The sequence below is a fragment of the Streptomyces sp. NBC_01092 genome, from assembly GCF_045039535.1.
GTDB lineage: Bacteria > Actinomycetota > Actinomycetes > Streptomycetales > Streptomycetaceae > Streptomyces.
The window spans coordinates 9,748,471-9,769,309 of sequence record NZ_CP108659.1 but is presented as its reverse complement, the minus strand read 5'-3'; the positions used below and the strand labels follow the sequence as shown (position 1 = coordinate 9,769,309).

Genomic DNA, 20,839 nt, shown 5'->3' with positions numbered 1-20,839 from the left:
GGGTCAGTCCTGCGCACGGCCCGTCGTCACGCGGGCGATCATGAGGGCGATCATGATGATTCCGCCGTAGATGGCCTGGATCCAGAAGGAAGGGACCTGGGCGAGGGTGAGGAGGTTCTGGACGACGCCCAGAAGGAGTACGCCGGTCAGGGCGCCGAACATGGTGCCCTTGCCGCCGTCCAGGCTGATACCGCCGATCACCGCGGCCGCGAACACCGTGAAGATCATGTTGTTGCCCTGGTTGGCGCTGATCGCGCCGACGTACCCGGTCTGGATGATCCCGCCGACGGCCGCGAGAGTGCCCGCGACGACGAACACGCCGAGCATGACGCGCTCGACCCGGATGCCGGCCGCGCGGGCGGCATCCGCGTTGCCGCCGATGGCGTACAGGGCGCGTCCGATGCGGTGGTACTTCAGCACGAACCCGGTGATCGCGAAGGCGGCCGCCGCGAGCCACACCGACATGGGGATGCGCATGAAGGTCGTGGTGGCGAGGGAGTAGAAGCTGTCGGGCATCCCGAACAGGGTCTTGCCCTTGGTCGCGCCGACCAGCAGTCCGCGCAGGACGATCAGCATCGCCAGCGTCACGATGAACGCGTTGAGCTTGAACTTCACGACGAGGATGCCGTTGAAGGCGCCCACGGCCGCGCCGGCCACGAGGACCGCCAACAGGGAGAGGACGGCGGGCAGTTCGGTGCCCCAGCCGGACTGGGCGGCGGGCAGTACGAGCAGCGCCCCGACGGCGGGCGCGATGCCGACGACCGATTCGAGGGACAGGTCGAACTTGCCGGTGATCAGGACCAGCGACTCGGCCAGCACGACCATCGCGAGTGCGGCGGAGGCGCCGAGGATCGAGATCAGGTTGCGCTCGGTGAGGAACGAGTCGTTGACGACCGCACCGAGCACCAGGAGCAGCAACAGGGCCGGGACGAGGGCGAGTTCGCGGGCTCGGCGGAGCAGGACCGTCCTGGCGGCACGGGCGTCCGGCACCTTCACGGGCAGGGCCGGTGGGGCCTTGGTGTCAGCCATGGTTGTCCACTCCTTCGATGGAGGCGATCAGCTCGTGGTCGCGCCAGCCCGCCGGGTGCTCGGCGACGACACGGCCGTGGAACAGGACGAGGACGCGGTCGCAGCGGCGCAGGTCGTCGAGTTCGTCGGAGACGACGAGCACCGCGATGCCGTCCTCGCGGGCGCTGTCCACGCGGGCCAGCAGGGACTCCTTGGACTTCACGTCGACGCCGGCGGTGGGGTTGATCAGCACCAGCAGCCGCGGGTCGGAGGCGAGGGCGCGGGCCATGACGACCTTCTGCGCGTTGCCGCCGGACAGGTCGGAGACGGGCTGGTCGGGGCCCTCGGTGTGGATGTCGAGGCGTTCGATGAGGGCGGTGGCGAAGCCGCGTTTGCGTTCGGTGCCGACGAACCCGAAGCGGCCGAGCCGGTCCAGGACGCTCATGGTGGCGTTGTCACCGATGGTCATGCCGGCGACGAGGCCCTGCTCGTGCCGGTCGCGGGGCACACAGGCGACGCCGGCCTTGAGGGCGGCCTGCACATTCCCGAACGGCAGGCGCTCACCGTCCAGTTGGGCGATTCCGCTCGTCGGCGTGTGCAGGCCCGCGAAGGACTCGGCGAGCTCCACCTTGCCGCTGCCGCTGATCCCGGCGAGCCCGACGACCTCGCCGCGGCGGACGGTGAGATCGATGTCCCTGTACGCCGGCGAGGTGAGTCCGCGGGCGTCGAGCAGGACGGGGGCGTCGTGGTCGACGTCCCTGGGGTCCACGGCCTGCTCGGCGATGGCCTCCAGGGACTCCCCCGCCATGGCCTCCACCAGGGCCCGGCGCGGGAGTTCGGCGACCGGGGCGGTGGTGATCCAGCGGGCGTCGCGCAGGACCGTGACGGTCTGGCAGACCTCGTACACCTCCTGGAGATGGTGCGAGATGAACAGGAACGTGACGCCGGAGTCCTGGAGCGTCCGCATGCGTGTGAACAGCCGCTCGATCTCGCGCTTGTCGAGCTGGGCGGTCGGTTCGTCGAGGATGATGAAGCGGGCGCCGAAGCTGAGCGCCCTCGCGATCTCCACCATTTGGCGGTCCTCGACCTTGAGGTCGGCGGTGCGGGCCTCGGGGTCGACGTGGACGTCCCAGGTGGCGAGGAGTTCGGCGGCCTCGGTGCGCAGCTTGCGCCAGCTGATGAATCCGCGCTGCAGCGGCTGGCGGTTGATGAACAGGTTCTCGGCGACCGTCAACTCGGGGACGACGGTGGGCTTCTGGTAGACGCAGGCCACCTTGCGGCGCCAGGCGTCCCGGTCGGCCAGCGCGGGCGCCGGCTCGCCGTCGAAGCGGACCTCGCCCTCGTCGGCGGCCTGGAGTCCGGTGAGGATCTGGACCAGGGTCGACTTGCCGGCGCCGTTGCGGCCGACGAGGGCGTGCGATTCGCCGGGCAGGACGGTGAGCCGTCCGTCGGCGAGGGCGGTGGTGGGGCCGTAGCGCTTGACGATGTCCCGCGCCTGGGCGAGTGGCGTCGTCATTTGACCGTGTTGCCCCAGAGCTTGGGGTCGTCGACGTTGTCCTTGGTGACCAGCGGGGCGGGCAGCTGGTCCTCCAGGATGCCGCCGGGGAGCTTGACGATCGTGGAGTCGTGGTCCGTCGGGCCCGGCTGGAACGTCTTCCCCTCCATCGCCGCCTTGATGTAGTACATGCCGTACTTGGCGTACAGGTCGGCGGGCTGGGAGACGGTCGCGTCGATCTCGCCCTTGCGGATCGCGTCGTACTCCTGCGGGATGCCGTCGTTGGAGACGATGGCGATGTGCCCGGCCTCCCCGGCCTTCTTCAGCATTCCCTTGGACTTCAGGGTCTGCAGGGTCGGCGCGAGGTAGACGCCGCCGGCCTGCATGTAGATGCCCTTGATGTCGGGGTTGGCGTTCAGGAGGGTGTCGAGCTTGGAGGCCGCGGTGTCGGACTCCCACTTGGCCGGGATCTCCAGGACCTTCAGCTTGGGGAAGTTCTTCTTCACGCAGGCCCGGAAGGCTTCGGAGCGGTCGCGGCCGTTGACCGAGGCGAGGTCGCCCATGATCTGCACGACCTTGCCGCTGGTGATGTTCTTGCCGAGGTAGTCGCAGGCCTTCTCGCCGTACGCCACGTTGTCGGCGCGCACCACCATCGCGACCTTGCCCTTGTCGGGCGCCACGTCGACGGCGACGACCGGCACGCCCTTGCGCTCGGCCTGGTCGAGGCCGGCCTCGATGGCCGCACTGTCGAGCGGGGCGACGACCAGGCCCTTGACGCCCTGGTTGAGCTGGTTGTTGATGTCGGTGATCTGCTGGGAGGGGTCGCTGTTGGAGTTGACCGTCTTGAGGGCGTCGACGCCTTCGGAGTCGGCCATCTTCGGCACGTAGTCGTTGTACGACTGCCAGAACGGCGAGGTCAGCAGGGGCAGGATCACCCCGACCTTGCCGGTGCCACCGCCTCCGGCGCTGCCGGAGCCGCCGGTGTCCTTGGTGCTGCCGCACGCGGCGAGCGCGAGCGAGACACTCGCCGCCGCGGCGACCACCGAAACCATCCGAAACCTGTTGCGCTTCCCCACTGTCCTGCCGGGCATCTGGCGGCTCCTCGTTGAGCGTCTTCGAGCAGATGCCCGCATACTTATCAGACCACTCACCCGGAGGAACACCCTCCAGCGGCAGATTTTCACGGATTCCGGCCGTAGTGGTCCGACCACCTTGGCGGTTAGACTGCGGCGCACCCGGTGAGTGGAGGAACGGCGTGGACGAGACAGCCCCGCAGAAGGGCACCGTGACGCAGCGCGCCATCGAGCAGATCAAGGCGTTGATCGCCGAGGGTCGCCTGGAGCCGGGCGAGCGGCTGCCGACCGAGCGTGATCTTGCCGTCCAGCTGGGCATCTCCCGCAGCTCGATGCGCGAGGCGATCCGCGCGCTGACGGTGCTCGGCGTGCTGGAGGCCCGGCACGGCTCCGGCATCTACGTCACCCAGCTGGAGGCCGGCGACCTGCTGGAGACCTTCGGCGTCGTGGCCGACCTGTCGCGGGGCCCGCGCCTGGTGGAACTGCTTGAGGTGCGCCGCATCCTGGAGTCGACGGCGACCGCGCTGGCGGCGGCCCGTATCACCCCGGACCAACTGGCCGAGGTCGAGAAGCACTTGACCGCGATGAACGCCACCGACGACCCCGAGGAGATCCTCGCCCACGACCTCGCCTTCCACCGCGAGATCGCGACGGCCGCGGGCAGCGACACCATGGCGGCCATCCTGGACGGCCTGTCCTCCCGCACCTTCCGCGCCCGCGTCTGGCGCGGCTACCAGGAGGAGGGCGCGTTCGCCCGTACCCGCCGCGAGCACGCCGCGATCCACCGGGCCCTGGTGGCCCGCGATCCGGAGGCGGCCCGGGCCGCGGCGGCGGCGCATGTGGGCGAGGTGGAGGAGTGGCTGCGGGCGCAGCTGGGCGGCTGATCGCCGCCCAGCCCCACAGCGCCGTTCGCTACGGCTTCACTGTGAAGCCGTGCTCCCGGCCGAGCTTCTCCAGTGACGCCTGGCCGGGAATGCCGTTGGCGTCGTCGCCCGTGAATCCGCAGCGGCGCTGCCAGGCGGCGTAGGCCTTGACGGTCGTCGTGCCGAAGTGGCCGTCGGCGAACTTCGATTCGAGGAGGCCCTCCGCGACGAGGGCCTTCTCCACGGTCTTGACGCCCGCGTACGACACGGGCGTGCCTGGCTTTGCCGGGTCGTGCAGGGCCGCGGCGACCACCTTCGACACATCGACGACCGGTCCCGGTGCGGGATCGGGCGTCGAACCACCGGGACGCGGCGCGCCCTTCTCCACCCATGCGTACAGGTGCTTGCCCGGGCACGCCGTGGCGAAGCCGTCCCGGTGCCCCTTGATCTCCTTGCCCGCGCCGTGGCGGCGCAGCAGCTCGATGCCGTCGCGGATCGCGCCGAGCATCGCGTCCGTCGGCTTGGTGAGCCCCTTGTCGCCGACCAGGCCGACGATCGCGTAGTGGGCGCGGTTGAGTTCCTGGTTGCCGTTGGCCCCGGTGCGTTTGCCGAGGCCACGGCCCTCCAGGAGGTAACCGTGCGGACAGGCGGCGTAGTTGTAGGCGACGTCCGAGTAGTTCTCCTGCTCGTTGTTCAGATGGTCGACCCGGATCCTCTTCCACTCGGCGATGCAGAGATCGTGGTCGTCGAGGAGTTCGACGCTGACGGTTGTGCCTTCGTAGTGGACCTTCACGCCCTTGGCAGAGGTCTGCGTGGGTGCGGCGGATGCGGGCCAGCCGAGCTGGGCTCGCGTGACAAGCTTCAACGGTGCCTCCAAGGCGCGAGTGTGACGCCAACCTCCTTGATTGTCCGGCCAGTTGCCGCCGCCTTCACGAGGGCGCGCCGCCGTTCGCTGAGAGTTGAATCAGGCTCGGCGCAGCCGCAGCGTCACCAGTTCGAACGGGCGCAGGCGCAGCGCGATCCCACGGCCGTCGTACGACGGCTCATCCGGCAGCGCACGCTCCAGCAGATCCGTCGCCGTCACGTCCGTGACCTCGAAGTCCGCTGTCAGCGTGGCCCGTACCCGGCCGCCGTGGGCCTCGTGGAGGCGCACCACCACGTCCCCGCTGCCGTCGTCGGCCAGCTTCACGGCCGTGATCACGACGGCGTCCCGGTCCACGGTCACCAGCGGAGCCACCTCCCCGGCACCAGTGATCCGTCGCTCCGGCAGGTTGATCCGCCAGCCCTCGCGCACCGCGTCCCCGATGTCCGCGCCCGGCACCAGGGCGTGCTGGAAGCGGTGCACGCCCTGGTCGGTCTCCGGGTCCGGGAAGCGCGGGGCGCGCAGCAGCGAGACGCGGACGGTGGTGGTCGTACCGCGGTCGCCGTCGGTGCGCACGGTCCGGGTCACGTCGTGGCCGTACGTCGAGTCGTTGACGACGGCGACGCCCCAGCCCGGCTCCGCCACCTGGACGAAGCGGTGGTTGCAGGCCTCGAACTTGGCTGCCTCCCAGCTGGTGTTGGTGTGCGTGGGCCGGTGGAAGTGCCCGAACTGGGTCTCCGAGGCGTACCGTTCGGCGTGGACGTCGAGGGGGAAGGCCAGCTTCAGGAACTTCTCCGTCTCGTGCCAGTCGACCTCCGTGTCGAGCAGCAACCGCCGCTCCCCCGGCGCGAGGGACAGGATCTGGGTGACGCGGGAGTCGCCGAAGGTCCGGGCGATCCGCACCGACGCCCCGTCGTCGCCGGGGGCGATCTCGTCCAGGTCGGTCAGGTCGGTGACCGTGTGCCGGTAGAACTTGTCGACGTCCCAGGCGTCCCACATGTTCGGGAAGTCGGGGTGGAGCTGAAGCAGGCCCGCGGCCGCGCCCGGCGCGATCGTCTCGCGGTCGCCCTCGATGTCGTACGCCGATACGACGAGGCCCCGGGCGTCGATCTCGACCCGCAGCAGGCCGTTGTCGAGGACGAAGCCGCCGTCGGGGCGCGGTGCGAGTGCCGTCCGGCTCTCGGTCGCCGGGGTCCGTGCCCCGCCCGCCGGTACGCCCTCGCGGGGGTGCGGGGCGGCGTTGAAGACCAGCTCGGTCGTGCCCTCGCCCGCCAGGGCGCGCTGGGCCGCGTCGATGATCGCGTTCAGCTCGCCGGCGAGGCGGTCGTACGTGGCGCGGGCCTCGCGGTGCACCCACGCGATGGACGAGCCGGGCAGGATGTCGTGGAACTGGTGCAGCAGCACCGTCTTCCAGATCCGGTCCAACTCCTCGTACGGGTAGGGGAATCCGGCGCGTACCGCGGCCGTAGCGGCCCAGAGCTCGGCCTCGCGCAGCAGGTGTTCGCTGCGGCGGTTGCCCTGCTTGGTCTTGGCCTGACTGGTGAGGGTGGCGCGGTGCAGTTCGAGGTAGAGCTCGCCGACCCAGACGGGGGCGTCGGGGTACTCGGCCTCGGCCTTGCGGAAGAAGGCCTCCGGGGTCTCCCAGCCGACGGTGGCCGAACCCTCCAGGTCACGCAGCCGGGCCGCCTTGGCGATCATCTCGCGGGTCGTGCCGCCGCCTCCGTCGCCCCAGCCGGTGGGGGCGAGGGAGTGCCGGGCCGCTCCCTTGTCCTTGAAGTTGCGGGCCGCGTGGGCGATCTCGCTGCCCTTCATGGAGCAGTTGTAGGTGTCGACGGGCGGGAAGTGCGTGAAGATCCGGGTGCCGTCGATGCCCTCCCACTGGAAGGTGTGGTGCGGGAACTTGTTGGTCTGGCTCCAGGAGATCTTCTGCGTCAGCAGCCACTTGGAGCCCGCCGCCTTGATGATCTGCGGCAGTCCGGCGGCGAAACCGAAGGTGTCGGGCAGCCAGGCCTCCTCGTTCTCGACGCCGAACTCGTCGAGGAAGAACCGCTTGCCGTGCACGAACTGCCGGGCCATCGCCTCCGAGCCTGGCATGTTGGTGTCCGACTCCACCCACATGCCGCCGGCCGGCACGAACCGCCCGTCCGCCACCGCCTTCTTCACCCGGGCCCACACCTCGGGCCGGTGCTCCTTCACCCAGGCCCACTGCTGGGCCTGCGACATGGCGAAGACGAAGTTGGGTTCGTCCTCGATGAGCGCGGTCATGTTGGAGGTCGTGCGGGCCACCTTGCGCACCGTCTCGCGCAGCGGCCACAGCCACGCCGAGTCGATGTGCGCGTGCCCGACGGCGCTGATGCGGTGGGCGGACGGCACGGCGGGGACGGCGAGCACCTCGGCGAGCTGCTCCCGGGCCCGGGCCGCCGTGCCGTTGACGTCCTGGAGGTCGATCGCGTCGAGCGCCCGGTCGACCGCCCGCAGGATGTCCCAGCGCCGCGCGGACTCCACCGGCAGCTCGGCCATCAGCTCGCCGAGCACCTCCAGGTCGATGACCAGCTGCCAGACGGTCTCGTCGAGGACGGCGAGGTCCATGCGGGTCAAGGTGTATTGGGGTGCGCTGCCGGCTGTCTCCTTGTCGCCCAGCTGCGTGGGCAGGAAGGGGTGGTAGTCGAGGATGACCGGGTTGGAGGCCGCCTCGATGTGCAGCCGTACTTCCTCGCCGCCCTCCACCGGGGCACCGACCCGCACCCACTGGTTGCGCGGGTTGAGGCCCTTCACCGGGGTCCCGTCGGGCCGGTAGACCAGGCCCTCGCACTGGAAGCCGGGCATGTTCTCGTCGAAGCCGAGGTCCAGCAGGGCCTCGACGGTCCTCCCGGCCCACGCCTCGGGCACGGTCCCGGTGACCCGGAACCAGCTGGTGCCCCACGGAGCACCCCAGCGGGCGCCCACCTCGATCGGCTCGGGTTCGGCCGCGAGTCCCTCGGCGACGGGCACCGGCTCGCCGGGCGCGTGCCACACCGCCACGTCCAGCGGCACTGACTCGGGGTACACGGCGGGGCGGATGCGCTCGTCGAGGACACGCCTCAGGCGGGCTTCGACCAGGTTGCGGTCGTCATGCATGCGGGGTGCTCCGTAGGTCGTCCGGGCGGGGGGTTACCAGCGGTGGGTGACGGTCACGGGGGCCGACGTGGTGTAGAGCTCCCCTACGGCACGCAGTTCGAACCGTGCCTCCTGCTCGCCCTGTTCGGGCCGCAGGCCGCCGACGAAGTACGCGCTCTGGCAGGTGCCGCCGAGGAAGCGCCGGGTGCCGTCGGGCAGGAGGCGGTGAAGGGTGTGGTGGCGTACGGAGCCGGGTGCCGGGTTCCAGGCGAAGCGCAGGTCTCCGCCGTCGGCACCGGTGATCCGCAGCGCGGTGGGCGCGACGGGCGTCTCGGTCGCGTTCCGCACCGCGATACCGCCCAGCCGCCATCGCACGGGCCCGTCGCCGGCGGTGAGCCGGACGCCGATCGCGTGCACGGTGCCGGTCAGGCCGGTGAGCCGTACGGTCGAGGTCTGCCAGTCGTCGGTCAAGCTCATGGGGAAGTAGGTGTACGGCGGTGTGGCCCCGGGCGTGGTGGGCTCGGCGGTGGCGACGGCCAGTTCGACCTGCGCGCCGCCCGCGTCGGTCCGGTGGGTCAGCTCGACGACCGTGTCACCGGTGACCGGCAGCCGTGTCGCATACACGTCCAGCACCGCCGGCCGGTCCAGGGCCCCGTCGACGAGCACACTGCTCCCGCCGCGCCACGCGTCCGCGAAGTCGAAGGTCACCGCGGGCCGTTGCCCGTCCGTGTGCACGACCCAGCGCCGGGAGGGCAGCCGGTCCTGCAGGCCCAGGTGGTTCCAGGGCGCGTCCGACGTCACCTGCCCGTCCTCGTACCACCGCAGCCCGTGCCCGGTGTTGAACACGCTCGCGAACGGCAGCGAGGTGACCGTCGACCGGTCGGCGACGGAGACGGCCGGCGCCCGCCAGCTGTCGGTGCCGTCCGGCTTCGACGGATCCAGTGACCGTCCGGTCCAGAACCGGTCGTCGGCGGCATGGAAGTCCCCGGGTGTCCTGCCGTCCGCGGGCAGGTGGTTGCGGGTCCACTCGGGCCGGTAGAAGCCGACCGACACGACATGCGCCTTGTCGCGCGGCACGAACGCGTCCCAGTTCACGGACGAGTTCCAGCCGTTCGCCTCGACGTCGACACCCGCCCACAACTCGTAGCGGCTGCGGCCGAGTTGACCTGCCCGCTCCCCGGACGAGGTCAGCTTGGCCGCCGTCCACCGGAAGTCGACGAACATGTCGTCGGCGGCCTGGAAGAACGCCTCGTTCTGCGAGTTGAGCGCCCCCTGCCAGCTCACACTTCCGTTCACGGTCATCGAGTCGTACCAGGTGACCCGCTGGCCCTTGGCCTTCGCGAGCGTCTTCAACTCGCGCAGGAAGCCCAGCATGTCCGCGCCCAGCGCGGCGTTCCCGCCGCTCGTCTCGGCGTTGACGAACCACCCGTCGAAGCCGTACGCCGCCGCGACCGCGACCAGCCGCTCGGCCAGCGGATACCGCCCGGCCGCGTCCTTCTGGGCCAGGTCACGCGTCCACTGCAACTGCCCGCCGTAGGCGACGGGCGGCAGGAAGATGTTGCCGAGGACGGGCACGCCGTGGCGGTGGGCGGCGTCCACGATCGGCGCGTTCGGCGCGAGGATCAGCCCCTCGCCGGAGGAGCCGCCCCAGAACACCAGCTCGTCGATGTACGCCCAGTGGGTCAGGGCGTAGTAGTCGGCGGTGGCCGAGCCCTGGGAGGGGTTGGACGCGGTGGGCCCGAAGGACACCAGGGACTGGATACGGGCCTGGCCCGCGCGGGCGGTCGAGTTGGCCGGAGTCGGGGTGAAGCGCGGCGCGAGCGGCACGGTCGACGCGTTGAAGGCGAGGTCCACGTCGTCGGCGGCGCGCCAGGACTTCAGGCTGCGCCAGGTGATGCCGGTGCCCGGGGTGCCGGACGGCAGCGAGTCCGGGTACCAGTAGGAGGCGTACGGCTGGAGCGCCGCGGCCTTGGGCTTGGGGGCTGCCGTCGCCGGGAGCGACGGCAGGAGCGCGGCCGTGGCGCCGGCGATCAGGACGGTGCGTCTGGTGGGGTTCACGAGCGGGTGCCTCCTTGTGGGGTGGGGAGTACCTGGTCGGATGGGACGACTTGGGTGATGCCGCGCGCCGCGAGGTGGCCGGCGTCGGCGGCTCGGGTGTCCAGGACGGTGGTCGGACGGGCTCCGTCGGCGACCAGCCGGAAGAAGGCGTCGTAGACGGGGCCGCCCGGTGCGCAGAGCGAGCGGGCGGCGGGCTCGGCCGGGACGACGAGGGCGGTGGTGCGGGGCGCGGGCGGGGGCGCCGGATCACTCACCGCGCGGGCCAGGACCAGGGCCGCGTCCTTGGGCTTACGGTCGTTGGTCAACAGGCCGAGCCCGTATTCGAGTTCGGGGAAGTCGGCCAGTTCCCGGGACACGTCGTGGGAGCACCACCAGGTGATGCCCCACAGGTTGGGGCAGTCCAGCGCGTTCGCGACGGTCGCTTCGGTGAAGGCAGCGGCGTGCTCGGGCGGGACCAGGGGCGCGGGCGCGCCGACCTCCTGGAGCCAGACGGGGCGGTGCGGGTCGTCGGCCCACGCCTTGCTCAGCTCGACGAGGTAGGCGGCGTGGTGCTCGGCCGGGACGGAGGTACGGCCGTGACGCTGGGCGGTGCCGTTGAAGACCCAGGAGTGCACGGCCGTCAGAGCGCCGTGCCGGGCGGCCTGGGCCGGCGTGAACGGCTGGTCGTCCTGGTACCAGGTGGCGTCGTACTCCGCGTGCAGGTGCAGCCGCCCCGGGGCGCCCTCCTCGCAGGCGGCGAGCATGCGCGTGAGCCAGCGGTCGATCTCGTCCTCGGTGGCCCGGTCGGGGTCGGGGTGCGGGCCCGCCGAGAACTGGTTGACCTCGTTGCCGAGGGTCATGCCGAGGAAGTTCGGCCGGTCGGCGAGGGCGGCGGCGAGGGTGCGCAGGTAGGCGGCCTGGCCGTCGAGGACGTCCGGGTCGGTGAAGAGGTTGCGGCGGTGCCAGGTCCGGGTCCAGGCCGGGAGGAAGTCGAAGCTGCTCAAGTGCCCCTGCAGGCCGTCCACATTGACGTCCAGGCCGCGCTCGGCGGCGGCGTCGACGAGCTGGACCAGCTGCTCGACGGCTCGCCCCCGGATCAGGGTGCGGTTCGGCTGGAAGTACGGCCACAGCGGGAAGACCCGCACGTGGTCGAGACCCAGCGCCGCGATGGAGTCGAGGTCGGCGCGTACGGAGTCGAGGTCGAAGTCGAGCCAGTGGTGGAACCACCCGACGCTCGGGGTGTAGTTGACGCCGAAGCGCACGGCAGAAGGCATGCGGTGTCCTTGCACTCGGTGGGGGAGGTTCAGCCCTTCACCGCGCCCTCGCCGACGCCGCGGAAGAAGTACCGCTGGAGACAGGCGAAGAGGGCGATCAGCGGCGCGACGGCGATGATCGTGCCGGCGGCGACGAGGCGTTCGTCGTTGGCGAAGGTGCCGTGCAGATAGTTGAGGCCTATGGTCAGCGTGAACTTGGACGGGTCGCTCAGCACGATGAGGGGCCACAGGAAGTCGTCCCAGGCGCCCATGAACGCGAAGATCGCGACGACGGCGAGGGTGCCCTTCACGGACGGCAGCGCGATGCGCAGGAACCGCTGCCAGACGTTGGCACCGTCGACGTAGGCCGCCTCCTCGATCTCGTACGGCAGGTTGAGGAAGGCGTTGCGCATCAGCAGGACGTTCAGGGCGCTGATCGAGCCGGGCAGGACGACGCCGATGAGCGTGTTGTTGAGGCCGAGCTCCCGCATCGTCGTGAACTGGGCGATGATGATGCCTTCCACGGGCACGAGCATCGCCAGGATGAAGGCGAGCGTGGCGACCCGGCGGCCCCGGTAGCGCAGCCGGGCGAGGGCGTAGCCCGCGAGTGCCGCGCCGACGCAGTTGGTGACGACGTTGGCGGTGGCGACCTTCAGCGAGTTGAGGGCGTAGTCCCAGACGGGGATGGTGTCGGCGACCCGCTGGTAGTTGTGGACGGTGGGGTCGCCGGGCAGGAACTTCGGCGGGGAGCTGAAGATGTCCTCGGTGGGGCCCTTGAGCGAGGTCGACAGCTGCCAGAGGAACGGGCCGACGGTGAGGGCCAGCACCGCGAGCAGGAGCAGGTAGCGCAGGGCGAGTTCCCAGACGCGGACGCGGCGGCCGTGTTCGTCGGTGACGCGGGGTTCGCGGGTGACGGCCGGCTTCTCGGCAGTGGGCCGTACCTTCTCCATGACGCTCATGACTCGTCCCTCCGGTCGGCGCGCAGCACGAGCAGCATCAGGGCGACGGTGACGACGAACACGACGACCGAGATGGCCGAGGCGTAGCCGACCCGGCCGGTCAGGCCGGTGCCGGTGCGCTGGACGAGCATGACGAGGGTGGTGTCCTCACCGGCCGGGCCGCCGCTCGGGCCGGCCATCAGATACACCTCGGAGAACACCTTGAAGGCGGCGACCGAGGAGAGCGCGCCGACCAGGACCATGGTGGAGCGGACGGCGGGCACGGTGACCGTGAGGAAGCGGCGGATCGCTCCGGCTCCGTCCACGGCCGCCGCCTCGTGCAGCTCGCGGGGCACGTTGGCGAGCGCGGCCAGGTAAATGATCATGTAGTAGCCGAGGCCCTTCCAGACCGTCACGGCCATGGCGCTCAGCAGAAGCAGCCACTGGTCGCTGAGGAAGCCGACCCGGCCGACGCCGATGGTCTCCAACAGGGAGTTCACCAGGCCGCGCTCGTCGAGCAGCCACACCCAGATCAGCCCGACCACCACGATCGAGGCGACGACCGGGGTGTAGAAGGCGGACCGGAAGAAGGTGATGCCGGGGATGTTCTTCTGCACGAGCAGCGCGAGCAGCAGGGGCAGGACGACGAGGGCGGGGACGACACCGACGACGTACAGCGTGCTGTTGCGCAGGCCGATCCAGAACATGTCGTCGCCGAGCAGCTCGCGGAAGTTGGCGAGACCCACGAACTCGCCCGGGATCAGGGTGCGGCGGTCGGTGAAGGCGTTGACCAGCGTGGAGAGGAACGGGTACAGGATGAAGGCGCCGGTGATCAGCAGGCCCGGGGCGGCGAACAGCCAAGGGCTGGCGGGCAGTTGGCGCCGCACCCGGGAGACGGTCGAGAGGGCCATCGCGTACTACCCCTGCTGCTGGAGCAGCGTGTCGCAGGCCTTGACAGCGTTGTCGAGAGCTTCCTTGGGGCTCTCCTTGCCCTGCAACGCCTTGGCCACCTCGTTGCGCAGCGCGGTCTTCATCTGCTCGCTGAACAGCACGGGCGTGTAGTTGACCGCGTTCTTCAGCGACTTGGCGGCGGCGACCCGTACGCGCGTCTCGTCGGTGCCGTCCTCCTTGGTGAAGTACGGGTCGTCGAGCGAGCCGGCGGTGCTGGGGAAGATTGCGACCTGCTTGGCGAACGACATCTGGTGCGCGGCGTCGGTGACGTAGTGCGCGAAGGCGACCGCGGCCGGTGTGCGCTTGGTCTGCGCGTTGACCATCACGCCCATCACGTACATGTTGACGTGGCCGGTGCTGGTGATCTGGTCGGTGATGCCGATGTTCTTGTACAGGTTCGGCGCCTGCTTCTTGAAGTTGCCGAGGTCCAGCGCGCTGCCCGGGTTCATGGAGACGGCGCCGGTGAGGAACTTCTTGCCGGACGACTCGGGGGTGGCGGTCAGTGCCTGCGGGTCGAGGGCCTTGGCGTCGTACAGCTCCTTGTACTTGGTGAGGAGCTCGACTCCCTTGGCGTCGTTGAAGCTGAAGGCGGTGCCCTCCTTGTTCATGAGCTCGACGCCGTAGCGGCCGAAGTCCTCGACGGTGGGGACGTTGGCGAGGGTGGCGACCTTGCCGTCCGTCTCCTTCGCCATCTTCAGGGCGGCGTCGAAGACCTCGTCGTACGTCTTCGGCGGCTGCTCCGCGTCGAGGCCGGCCTCCTTGAAGAGGGTCTTGTTGTAGAAGAGCGGGCCGGTGTTGAGGTACCAGGGGAAGGCGTACGTGCCCTGCGTGCCCGGTATCCGATGGCTGGCCCACGCCCCCTCCAGATACTCCTTCTTGTACTGCGACGCGGCCTTGTCGAGGTCGAGGGCGAGGCCCGCCTTGGCGAGCGGGGCGACCAGGTCGGGCGAGACGTTGACGACGTCCGGGAGGGTGCCGCCGGCCGCGTCGGCGCTGATCTTGTCGGCGTAGCCCTCGGCGGGCTGGTCGATCCACTTGACGTCGGTGCCGGGGTACTTCTTCTCGAAGTCGGCGATCAGGCCCTCGAAGTAGTCCTTGAAATTGGCGCGCAGGTTCCAGGTCTGGAAGGTGATGTCGCCCTCGACCTTGCCGGAGGCGTCGGCGGCGGCGCTGTCGCCTCCTGACGAACCGCAGGCGCTGAGCGGCAGGGCGATGCAGACGGCGAATGCGGCAGCGAGGGCTCTACGGGATATGGGCACCGTGAACCGGCCTCCTTTGCGGACGGGTTGGTCGACGAGGCAGACCCTGCATGCCGCTCCACGGGCCCGTCAATGGCTCTCGCGCAGCTAATTTCTTTAGTGACTAATGCGCATTAGGATCACCGAACTGAACCGCATTAGGTTCCCGGACCTGAACCGCATTAGTGCATACTGCTGCGGAATGTGTCGGCGGAATGGGGAATCACCATGTCAGGCAAGCGGTCACCGGCCCGTCGGCCGACGATGAAGGACATAGCGCGGCACGCCGGGGTCTCCCAGAGCGCGGTGTCCTTCGCACTGAACGGCCGGCCCGGCGTGTCCGAGGACACCCGTGACCGGGTGCGGCGGGTCGCCGAGGACCTGGGCTGGCGGCCGAGTACGGCGGCGCGCGCACTGTCCGGGGAGGGCGCGGCGACCGTCGGGTTCGTGCTGGCCCGCCCCGCGGACACCCTCGGCGTGGACTCCTTCTTCCTCCAACTCGTCTCCGGCATCCAGGAGGTGCTGGCCGAACGCCATCTCGGCCTGCTGTTCCAGGTGGTGGAGGACGTCGCCGACGAGTGCGCGGTGTACCGGCGCTGGTGGGCCGAGCACCGGGTGGACGGCGTCCTGGTCGTCGACCCGCGCACCGACGATCCCCGCCCCGACCTCCTGGACGAACTGGGCCTACCCGCCGTGGTGATCGGCGGCGCGCCGGACGACCGGCACCCCGGCCTGTCGACCGTCTGGGCCGACGACGCGGGCGCGATGGCCTCGGTCGTGGACGGCCTGTACGCCCTCGGCCACCGGCGGATCGTGCACATCGCCGGCCTGCCGGGGCTCGCCCACACCGAGCGCCGTATCCGTACGCTGCGCGCCGAGGCGGGGCGGCGGGGTCTGACCGAGGTGAAGTCGGTGACCACCGACTACTCCGACGCCGAGGGCGCGGCGGTGACCCGCCGGGTGCTGGAGGGTGCGGCCGGGCCGACCGCGCTGATCTACGACAACGACGTGATGGCCGTCGCCGGTGCCGCCACGGCGGCCGAACTCGGTTTCTCCGTACCGGCGGACGTCTCGGTGGTGTCCTGGGAGGACTCTGCACTGTGCCGCATGGTCAAGCCATGGCTGTCGGCGCTGTCCCGGGACAGCGTGGAGTTCGGCCGCACGGCGGCACGCGAACTGACCGCGCTGCTGGACGGGGGGTCGGCGCGGGCGGTACGGGTGCCGGTGCCGCGGCTGATCGAGCGCGGGAGTACGGGGGTGGCGCGGGGCGCGTGACGGGCTCGCGCGCCACCCACGTCGTACGGCCCTAGACGCGCAGCCCCTGAAGCCCCTCGTAGGCGGCCGTCACGATCTCCATCCCCCGGGTGTCCTCGGCGGGCTCGCGCATCTGCTGCGTCACGTAGGCCACGACCATCCGGCTGTCGGGCTCGATCATCACCAGGGATCCGCCCCAGCCGCCCCAGCCGTACGTGGTGCCGAAGAGGCCGTAGCCCAGGCCCCACCGCATCGGCATGCCGAGGACACGGTCGTCGCCGTTGAACTGCTCCTCCCACGCCCGGTCGCAGCCCGCCCGGGACAGCAGCCGCACCCCGCCGACCTCTCCCCCGCAGGCCATGAGGGACTGCACGAGGGCCACCGAGCGGGCGTTGCCGAAGCCGCTGGCCGCGGGGATCTGGGCGCGGCGCCAGGCCGGGCTGTTCCCGTCCCGCACGCGCACGCCGTTGCCCGCCTCGGAGCCCTCCGGGTTGCCCGGCGCACTGGCCGCGTAGTCCTCGCCCTGCCCGGTCGGCGGAATCGAGGGCGCGACCCGGTGGTCGTGCTCGGCGGCCAGCCCGATGTGGAAGTCCGCGCCCAGCGGCCCGGTCACCTCCTCGGCGAGGAACTCGCCCACGCTGCGGCCGCTGACCCGGCGCACCACCTCGCCGACCAGGAATCCCTGGGTGAGCGAGTGGTATCCGGCCGCGGTGCCCGGCTCCCACCGGGGCTCGCGCGCGGCGAGCCGTGCCGTGGCGGACGGCCAGTCGTAGAGGTCCTCGGCCTGCCCGTCCCAGTCGGGCAGGCCGGCGGTGTGCGACAGCAGGTGCTGTACCAGCACCTTCTCCTTGCCCGCCGCCGCGAACTCCGGCCAGTAGCGGGAGACCGGGGCGTCCGGGTCGAGTGCGCCGCGGTCGGCCAGGACGAGGGCGCACAGGGCCGTCATCGTCTTGGTCACGGACCAGACGTTGACGATCGTGTCGCGCTCCCACGGGACGGTGCGGTCGGCGTCCGCGAAGCCGCCCCAGACGTCCACGACCGGTTCGCCGTCCACGAAGACCGCGACGGAGCCGCCCGCGTCCCCCGCGTCCAGCATGGCGGCCAGCGCGTTCGGCACGGCGATGAACAGGTTGTCGTACGAGCCCTGAATGTCGGCCATGTGCTCCATCCAGCCCGCACGGCCCGGCCCCGGTCAACCGAATTTCAGACCTGCGAGCGGTACAGCCCGAACTCCACGAGCCGTGCCGCCGCGCGCGAGCCGGTGACGCGGACCCGCCACCGCCGCGCCCGCACCGGCGCCGCCAGCAGCATGATCCGGCTCGCGCCGATCGCTCCGGCCCTGGTCACCTCCGTCCAGGCGCCGTCGCGCCGCGCCTCGACGACGAAGCTCTCGACCTGCTGCCCATGCCGGATGTCCTCCGCCAGCCGGATCCGGTCCACCTCCCGTTCCCGGCCGAGGTCGACGGTGACACAGCCCGGTGCGGCGGTCGTACGGGCGTCGCGGGCCAGGTCCCGCGGGAGCTCGCGGTCCACGCGCTCGCGGAACTCCCGCAGCCGTGCCACGTCGGCGGCGGGCAGCAGGCCGTCCGTGTCGGGCGGGATGTTGAGCAGCAGCACCGAGTTGCGGCCCACGGACCGGAAGTAGATGTCCGTCAACTGCTCGACGCTCTTGGGCTGTTGGTCGGCGTGATAGAACCAGCCGTCCCGGATCGACACATCGCACTCCGCCGGCCACCACTGGAGATGGTCGGCGACGGGCCTGGCCTTGACGAGGGCGTCACGGCTGCCCATGTCGGGAGCGTCGTAGGCGAGGGCGTAGTCGGTCCGGCCGTGGTCCTTCTCCTGGACCGGTACGACGCTCCACTCGTCCTCCCGGGCCAGCCCGCCCTCGTTGCCGACCCAGCGCACATCGGGGCCGGACACGGCGATCACGGCGTCGGGCGCGAGCGAGCGGACGAGGGTGTACCAGCTGTCCCAGTCGTACTTCTCCACCTTGTCCGGCGGGATACGGCCCTGGGCCCCGTCGAACCACACCTCGTCGATCGGCCCGTACTCGGTGAGGACCTCGTAGAGCTGGTTGAGCATGTGGGCGCCGTAGTCGGTGCCCGGCAGGGTGTACGACCGTGGCGGTGTGCGGTCGTCGCCCTCGACGAGGGTGGGGATGGTGCGGTCGGTGCGAGCGCTGCCGTTCGCGTAGACGCCGTGGAGATACTGGTTCTCGTCGGCGGGTGAGATGTAGACGCCGACCTTGATGCCGTGGCGGCGCATGGAGTCGGCGAAGGAGCGCAGGACGTCGCCCCGGCCGTCGCTCCAACTGCTGGATGCCACCGAGTGGTTGGTGTAGCGGGTCTGGTGGAGCACGAAGCCGTCGTGGTGCTTGACGGTGAGGATGGCGAGCTTGAAGCCGCCGTCGCGCAGGGCGCGGGCCCACTGGTCGGTGTCGAGGCCGGCCGGCTGGAACACGTCCGGGTCCTCGTCGCCGGTGCCCCATTCGAGGCCGGTGAAGGTGTTCACGCCGAAGTGCAGGAAGGCGGTCCGTTCCAGGCGCTGCCAGGCGATCTGCCGTGCGGTGGGGCGGACTTGGGAGGCCTTGCGGACCAGGTCGGCCTCGGTGTCGTCGGGGCTGACGGGGATGCGGTAGCGCGGGTCCTCCGTGCGGGCGGTGGCTGCCGCGAGGGCGGGTCCGGTGGCGCCGGTCGCGGCGAGGGCTGCGGCTGTCGCGACGAAGACGCGTCGGGAAACGGCCATGGGAAGGCTCCTCGGGTCAGGTCATCGGGTCAGCTGCCACAGGGCGGGGGTGCGCTGGTCCGGCGGGTACTGCACGAGCCGGCCGTCGTCCGTCAGGCTCACCGTCATCCGGGTGATGGCGTTGACGAGCCGGTAGCCGCCGTCGGCGGGCTCCAACTGCCAGCGCTGGAGGGTGTTCCCGGTGTCGCACGACTGTGGGCTCGCCGCCACCCCGGGCTGGAGCGGCACGTTGAGCGTGAGCTTTCCGCCGCGGATCTCCAGGCAGCCGTCGGCCGTGCGCACGGGTGCATAGCCGTCGGCGGTGCGGGCCACCTCGGCGTCGAAGGACCGGCCCTGCGTACGGAAGGTGTACGAGCCGTCGGCCACCCGCACCCGGGTCAGGTCCCGCCGGCCCGGTGCGTGCCCGACGGCCGCGCCGCGCGCGGTGAACCCTGTGTAGGTGGCGTCGGGGTGCGGATCGCCCCAGGTGGCCTGGGCGAGGTGCCGCAGCGCGGGCCACAGGGCGACGGCGACCTCGTTCTCGGTCTCGCCCCGGCCGTTGTCGGGCCAGAGGCTGATCTTGGCGCCGGTGATGCCCTCGGCGGTGGCCAGCTTCTCGCCCTCGAAGCTGCGCGGGTCCCAGCTCTGCTCGTACAGCCCCTGGGTGTCGCTGTGGAAGCCGCCGCGGACGAGGTAGAGGGCATAGGCCGCGTTCATCAACGGATAGCCCTGGGAGCGGAGTTGGCTCGGCTTCGTCGCCACGTTCAGCCAGTGTTCGACCGTCGTCCCGGCCGCCACCGGGACCGTGTTGGCGCCGGTCAGCCCGTCGTTCCAGATGCGCAGCTTCCTGCCTTTGTCCGCCGCGTGGGCGTGGACACGGTTGACGAAGTCGATGAACGCGTCCTGGGGTGTGGCGCCGGGACCGTACCTGTCCTGGGCGTACTTCAGGATCTGCGGGTACTTGGCGAAGTCGGAGCCGAGCATGTACTCGTCGGCTCCCATGTGCCAGGACGTCGAGGTGAAGACCTGGGCGTACTCGTCGACGAGGCTCGTGTAGTAGGCGAGGGCCTGCGGCCTCGTGATGTCGAGGCGCGAGGGCTGCTTGTTGCCGTCGGAGTCGGTCAGCTGGAGATCGGGGCGGTTCTCGATCCACGGGTCCATGTGGCCCGGGGAGTTGATCTCGGGGATGATCTCGACGTGGTACCGCTTGCCGAGGGCGACCAGGCCGCGGATCTCGTCCTTGGTGTAGTAGCCCCAGGTGTTGGCCTCGGGGTGGGCGTCGCTCTTCACCTTCAGTTCGAGGAGCAGCTGGTTGAGCTTGTGGTACGCCATCTCGCGGACCAGGTTCTCCAGCCAGGGCAGGGAGACGTGGATGTAGCAGGCGCAGACGCCGACGCCGCGTTCCTTGTAGCGCGGTACGTCGAGCGTGCGTCCTGCGGGGATCCGGTCGCCCTGGGCGAGCAGCTGGAGGAGGGTGCGGGTGCCGTAGAAGGCGCCGGTCTCCGTCGCCGCGGTCACCGACAGCCGCTTGCCGGCGGTGAGCTCGTAGCCCTCCGCGCCCAGGGAGGTCCGGGCGGGCCGGACGTCGATGACGATGTCGCCGGTCCGGGCGGCGCCGCGCACCACGGGCACGGTGCCGTGGCCCGCGTCGCGCAGGTCGTCGGCGAGGGTGCCCGCGACGCGCCGTTCGCTCGCGCCGTCGGCCACCAGACGAGTGGAGCGCCCGTAGCCGTAAACCCCGGATGCCGGTGTCCAGTCGGTCAGGGCGGGCACCGTGACCGGCGCCGCCGGCTCCTCCTGGGCGAGCGCCGGCAGTGGCGCCGTGAGCAGGAGCGTCAGCGCCGCGAGGACTCCGGCCGATCTCCAGCGTCTCCTCATAGGACATCCCCATTCATCGGATGTCTGATGATTGAGCCGGCCCCAAGGGCTGTCAATGGAAGCCGAAAGCAGCCGAGTTGACTCATTGATCGGATGAGGCGCAGGTCAACGAGGCGGCAAAGAAGAGGGGCGCCGCGAAAAGTCCAACAACACCCACGCGAATATC

Annotated in this window: 15 protein-coding genes; 2 read left to right on the top strand and 13 right to left on the bottom strand. The window is 70.7% G+C overall.

Going from position 1 to position 20,839, the window contains the following annotated elements; all coding sequences use genetic code 11:
• Nucleotides 1-3: 3 nt before the first annotated feature.
• Genes OG254_RS44110 through OG254_RS44100 form a run of 3 tightly spaced genes read right to left on the bottom strand, consistent with a single transcriptional unit; the run spans nt 4 to nt 3,594 of the window.
• Entirely contained in the window at nt 4-1,029 is a 1,026-nt protein-coding gene (locus tag OG254_RS44110; RefSeq protein ID WP_405593369.1) for an ABC transporter permease, read from the bottom strand.
• On the bottom strand, nt 1,022-2,524 hold the full coding sequence (locus OG254_RS44105; protein WP_405593368.1) for a sugar ABC transporter ATP-binding protein: 1,503 nt from the start codon (nt 2,522-2,524) through the stop codon (nt 1,022-1,024). The genes OG254_RS44110 and OG254_RS44105 overlap by 8 nt, the downstream gene beginning before the upstream one ends.
• Nucleotides 2,521-3,594: a sugar ABC transporter substrate-binding protein gene (locus OG254_RS44100; protein WP_405593367.1), complete on the bottom strand. Its 1,074-nt coding sequence runs from the start codon at nt 3,592-3,594 to the stop codon at nt 2,521-2,523. Before OG254_RS44100 ends, OG254_RS44105 begins: the two co-directional genes overlap by 4 nt.
• A 164-nt stretch (nt 3,595-3,758) precedes the next feature.
• Between OG254_RS44100 and OG254_RS44095 the strand changes: the two genes are divergently transcribed.
• On the top strand, nt 3,759-4,460 hold the full coding sequence (locus OG254_RS44095; protein WP_405593366.1) for a FadR/GntR family transcriptional regulator: 702 nt from the start codon (nt 3,759-3,761) through the stop codon (nt 4,458-4,460).
• Between the two features lie 28 nt (nt 4,461-4,488).
• Here the strand turns inward: OG254_RS44095 and OG254_RS44090 are convergent, their stop codons facing one another.
• The 7 genes from OG254_RS44090 to OG254_RS44060 form a co-directional block, all read right to left on the bottom strand.
• The gene (locus tag OG254_RS44090) at nt 4,489-5,304 is read right to left on the bottom strand and encodes an N-acetylmuramoyl-L-alanine amidase (RefSeq protein WP_405593365.1); all 816 of its coding nucleotides are present in this window, start codon (nt 5,302-5,304) and stop codon (nt 4,489-4,491) included.
• A 99-nt stretch (nt 5,305-5,403) separates the two neighbouring features.
• Nucleotides 5,404-8,418 (bottom strand): alpha-mannosidase, encoded by a 3,015-nt coding sequence (locus OG254_RS44085; protein WP_405593364.1) that lies wholly within the window; start codon nt 8,416-8,418, stop codon nt 5,404-5,406.
• A gap of 33 nt (nt 8,419-8,451) precedes the next feature.
• Nucleotides 8,452-10,455: an endo-beta-N-acetylglucosaminidase gene (locus tag OG254_RS44080; RefSeq protein ID WP_405593363.1), complete on the bottom strand. Its 2,004-nt coding sequence runs from the start codon at nt 10,453-10,455 to the stop codon at nt 8,452-8,454.
• A complete protein-coding gene (locus tag OG254_RS44075) occupies nt 10,452-11,708 on the bottom strand; it encodes a glycosyl hydrolase (protein ID WP_405593362.1) in 1,257 nt (418 codons plus the stop codon). Before OG254_RS44075 ends, OG254_RS44080 begins: the two co-directional genes overlap by 4 nt.
• A 29-nt stretch (nt 11,709-11,737) precedes the next feature.
• Nucleotides 11,738-12,646: a carbohydrate ABC transporter permease gene (locus OG254_RS44070; protein ID WP_405593361.1), complete on the bottom strand. Its 909-nt coding sequence runs from the start codon at nt 12,644-12,646 to the stop codon at nt 11,738-11,740.
• Entirely contained in the window at nt 12,643-13,536 is an 894-nt protein-coding gene (locus tag OG254_RS44065; protein WP_405593360.1) for a carbohydrate ABC transporter permease, read from the bottom strand. The genes OG254_RS44070 and OG254_RS44065 overlap by 4 nt, the downstream gene beginning before the upstream one ends.
• Nucleotides 13,537-13,542: 6 nt before the next feature.
• Nucleotides 13,543-14,835, bottom strand: a complete 1,293-nt coding sequence (locus tag OG254_RS44060; protein WP_405593359.1) for an ABC transporter substrate-binding protein — start codon at nt 14,833-14,835, stop codon at nt 13,543-13,545.
• Nucleotides 14,836-15,042: 207 nt separating this feature from the next.
• Between OG254_RS44060 and OG254_RS44055 the strand changes: the two genes are divergently transcribed.
• The gene (locus OG254_RS44055) at nt 15,043-16,089 is read left to right on the top strand and encodes a LacI family DNA-binding transcriptional regulator (RefSeq protein ID WP_351187097.1); all 1,047 of its coding nucleotides are present in this window, start codon (nt 15,043-15,045) and stop codon (nt 16,087-16,089) included.
• Nucleotides 16,090-16,120: 31 nt separating this feature from the next.
• Here OG254_RS44055 and OG254_RS44050 read toward each other — a convergent pair whose 3' ends face one another.
• Genes OG254_RS44050 through OG254_RS44040 form a run of 3 tightly spaced genes read right to left on the bottom strand, consistent with a single transcriptional unit; the run spans nt 16,121 to nt 20,673 of the window.
• Complete coding sequence (locus OG254_RS44050; protein ID WP_405593358.1) at nt 16,121-17,227, bottom strand: serine hydrolase domain-containing protein; 1,107 nt, start codon at nt 17,225-17,227, stop codon at nt 16,121-16,123.
• 44 nt (nt 17,228-17,271) lie between these two features.
• Entirely contained in the window at nt 17,272-18,816 is a 1,545-nt protein-coding gene (locus OG254_RS44045; RefSeq protein WP_405593357.1) for an alpha-L-fucosidase, read from the bottom strand.
• A gap of 21 nt (nt 18,817-18,837) precedes the next feature.
• Nucleotides 18,838-20,673 (bottom strand): family 20 glycosylhydrolase, encoded by a 1,836-nt coding sequence (locus tag OG254_RS44040; protein ID WP_405593356.1) that lies wholly within the window; start codon nt 20,671-20,673, stop codon nt 18,838-18,840.
• Between the last annotated feature and the right edge of the window lie 166 nt (nt 20,674-20,839).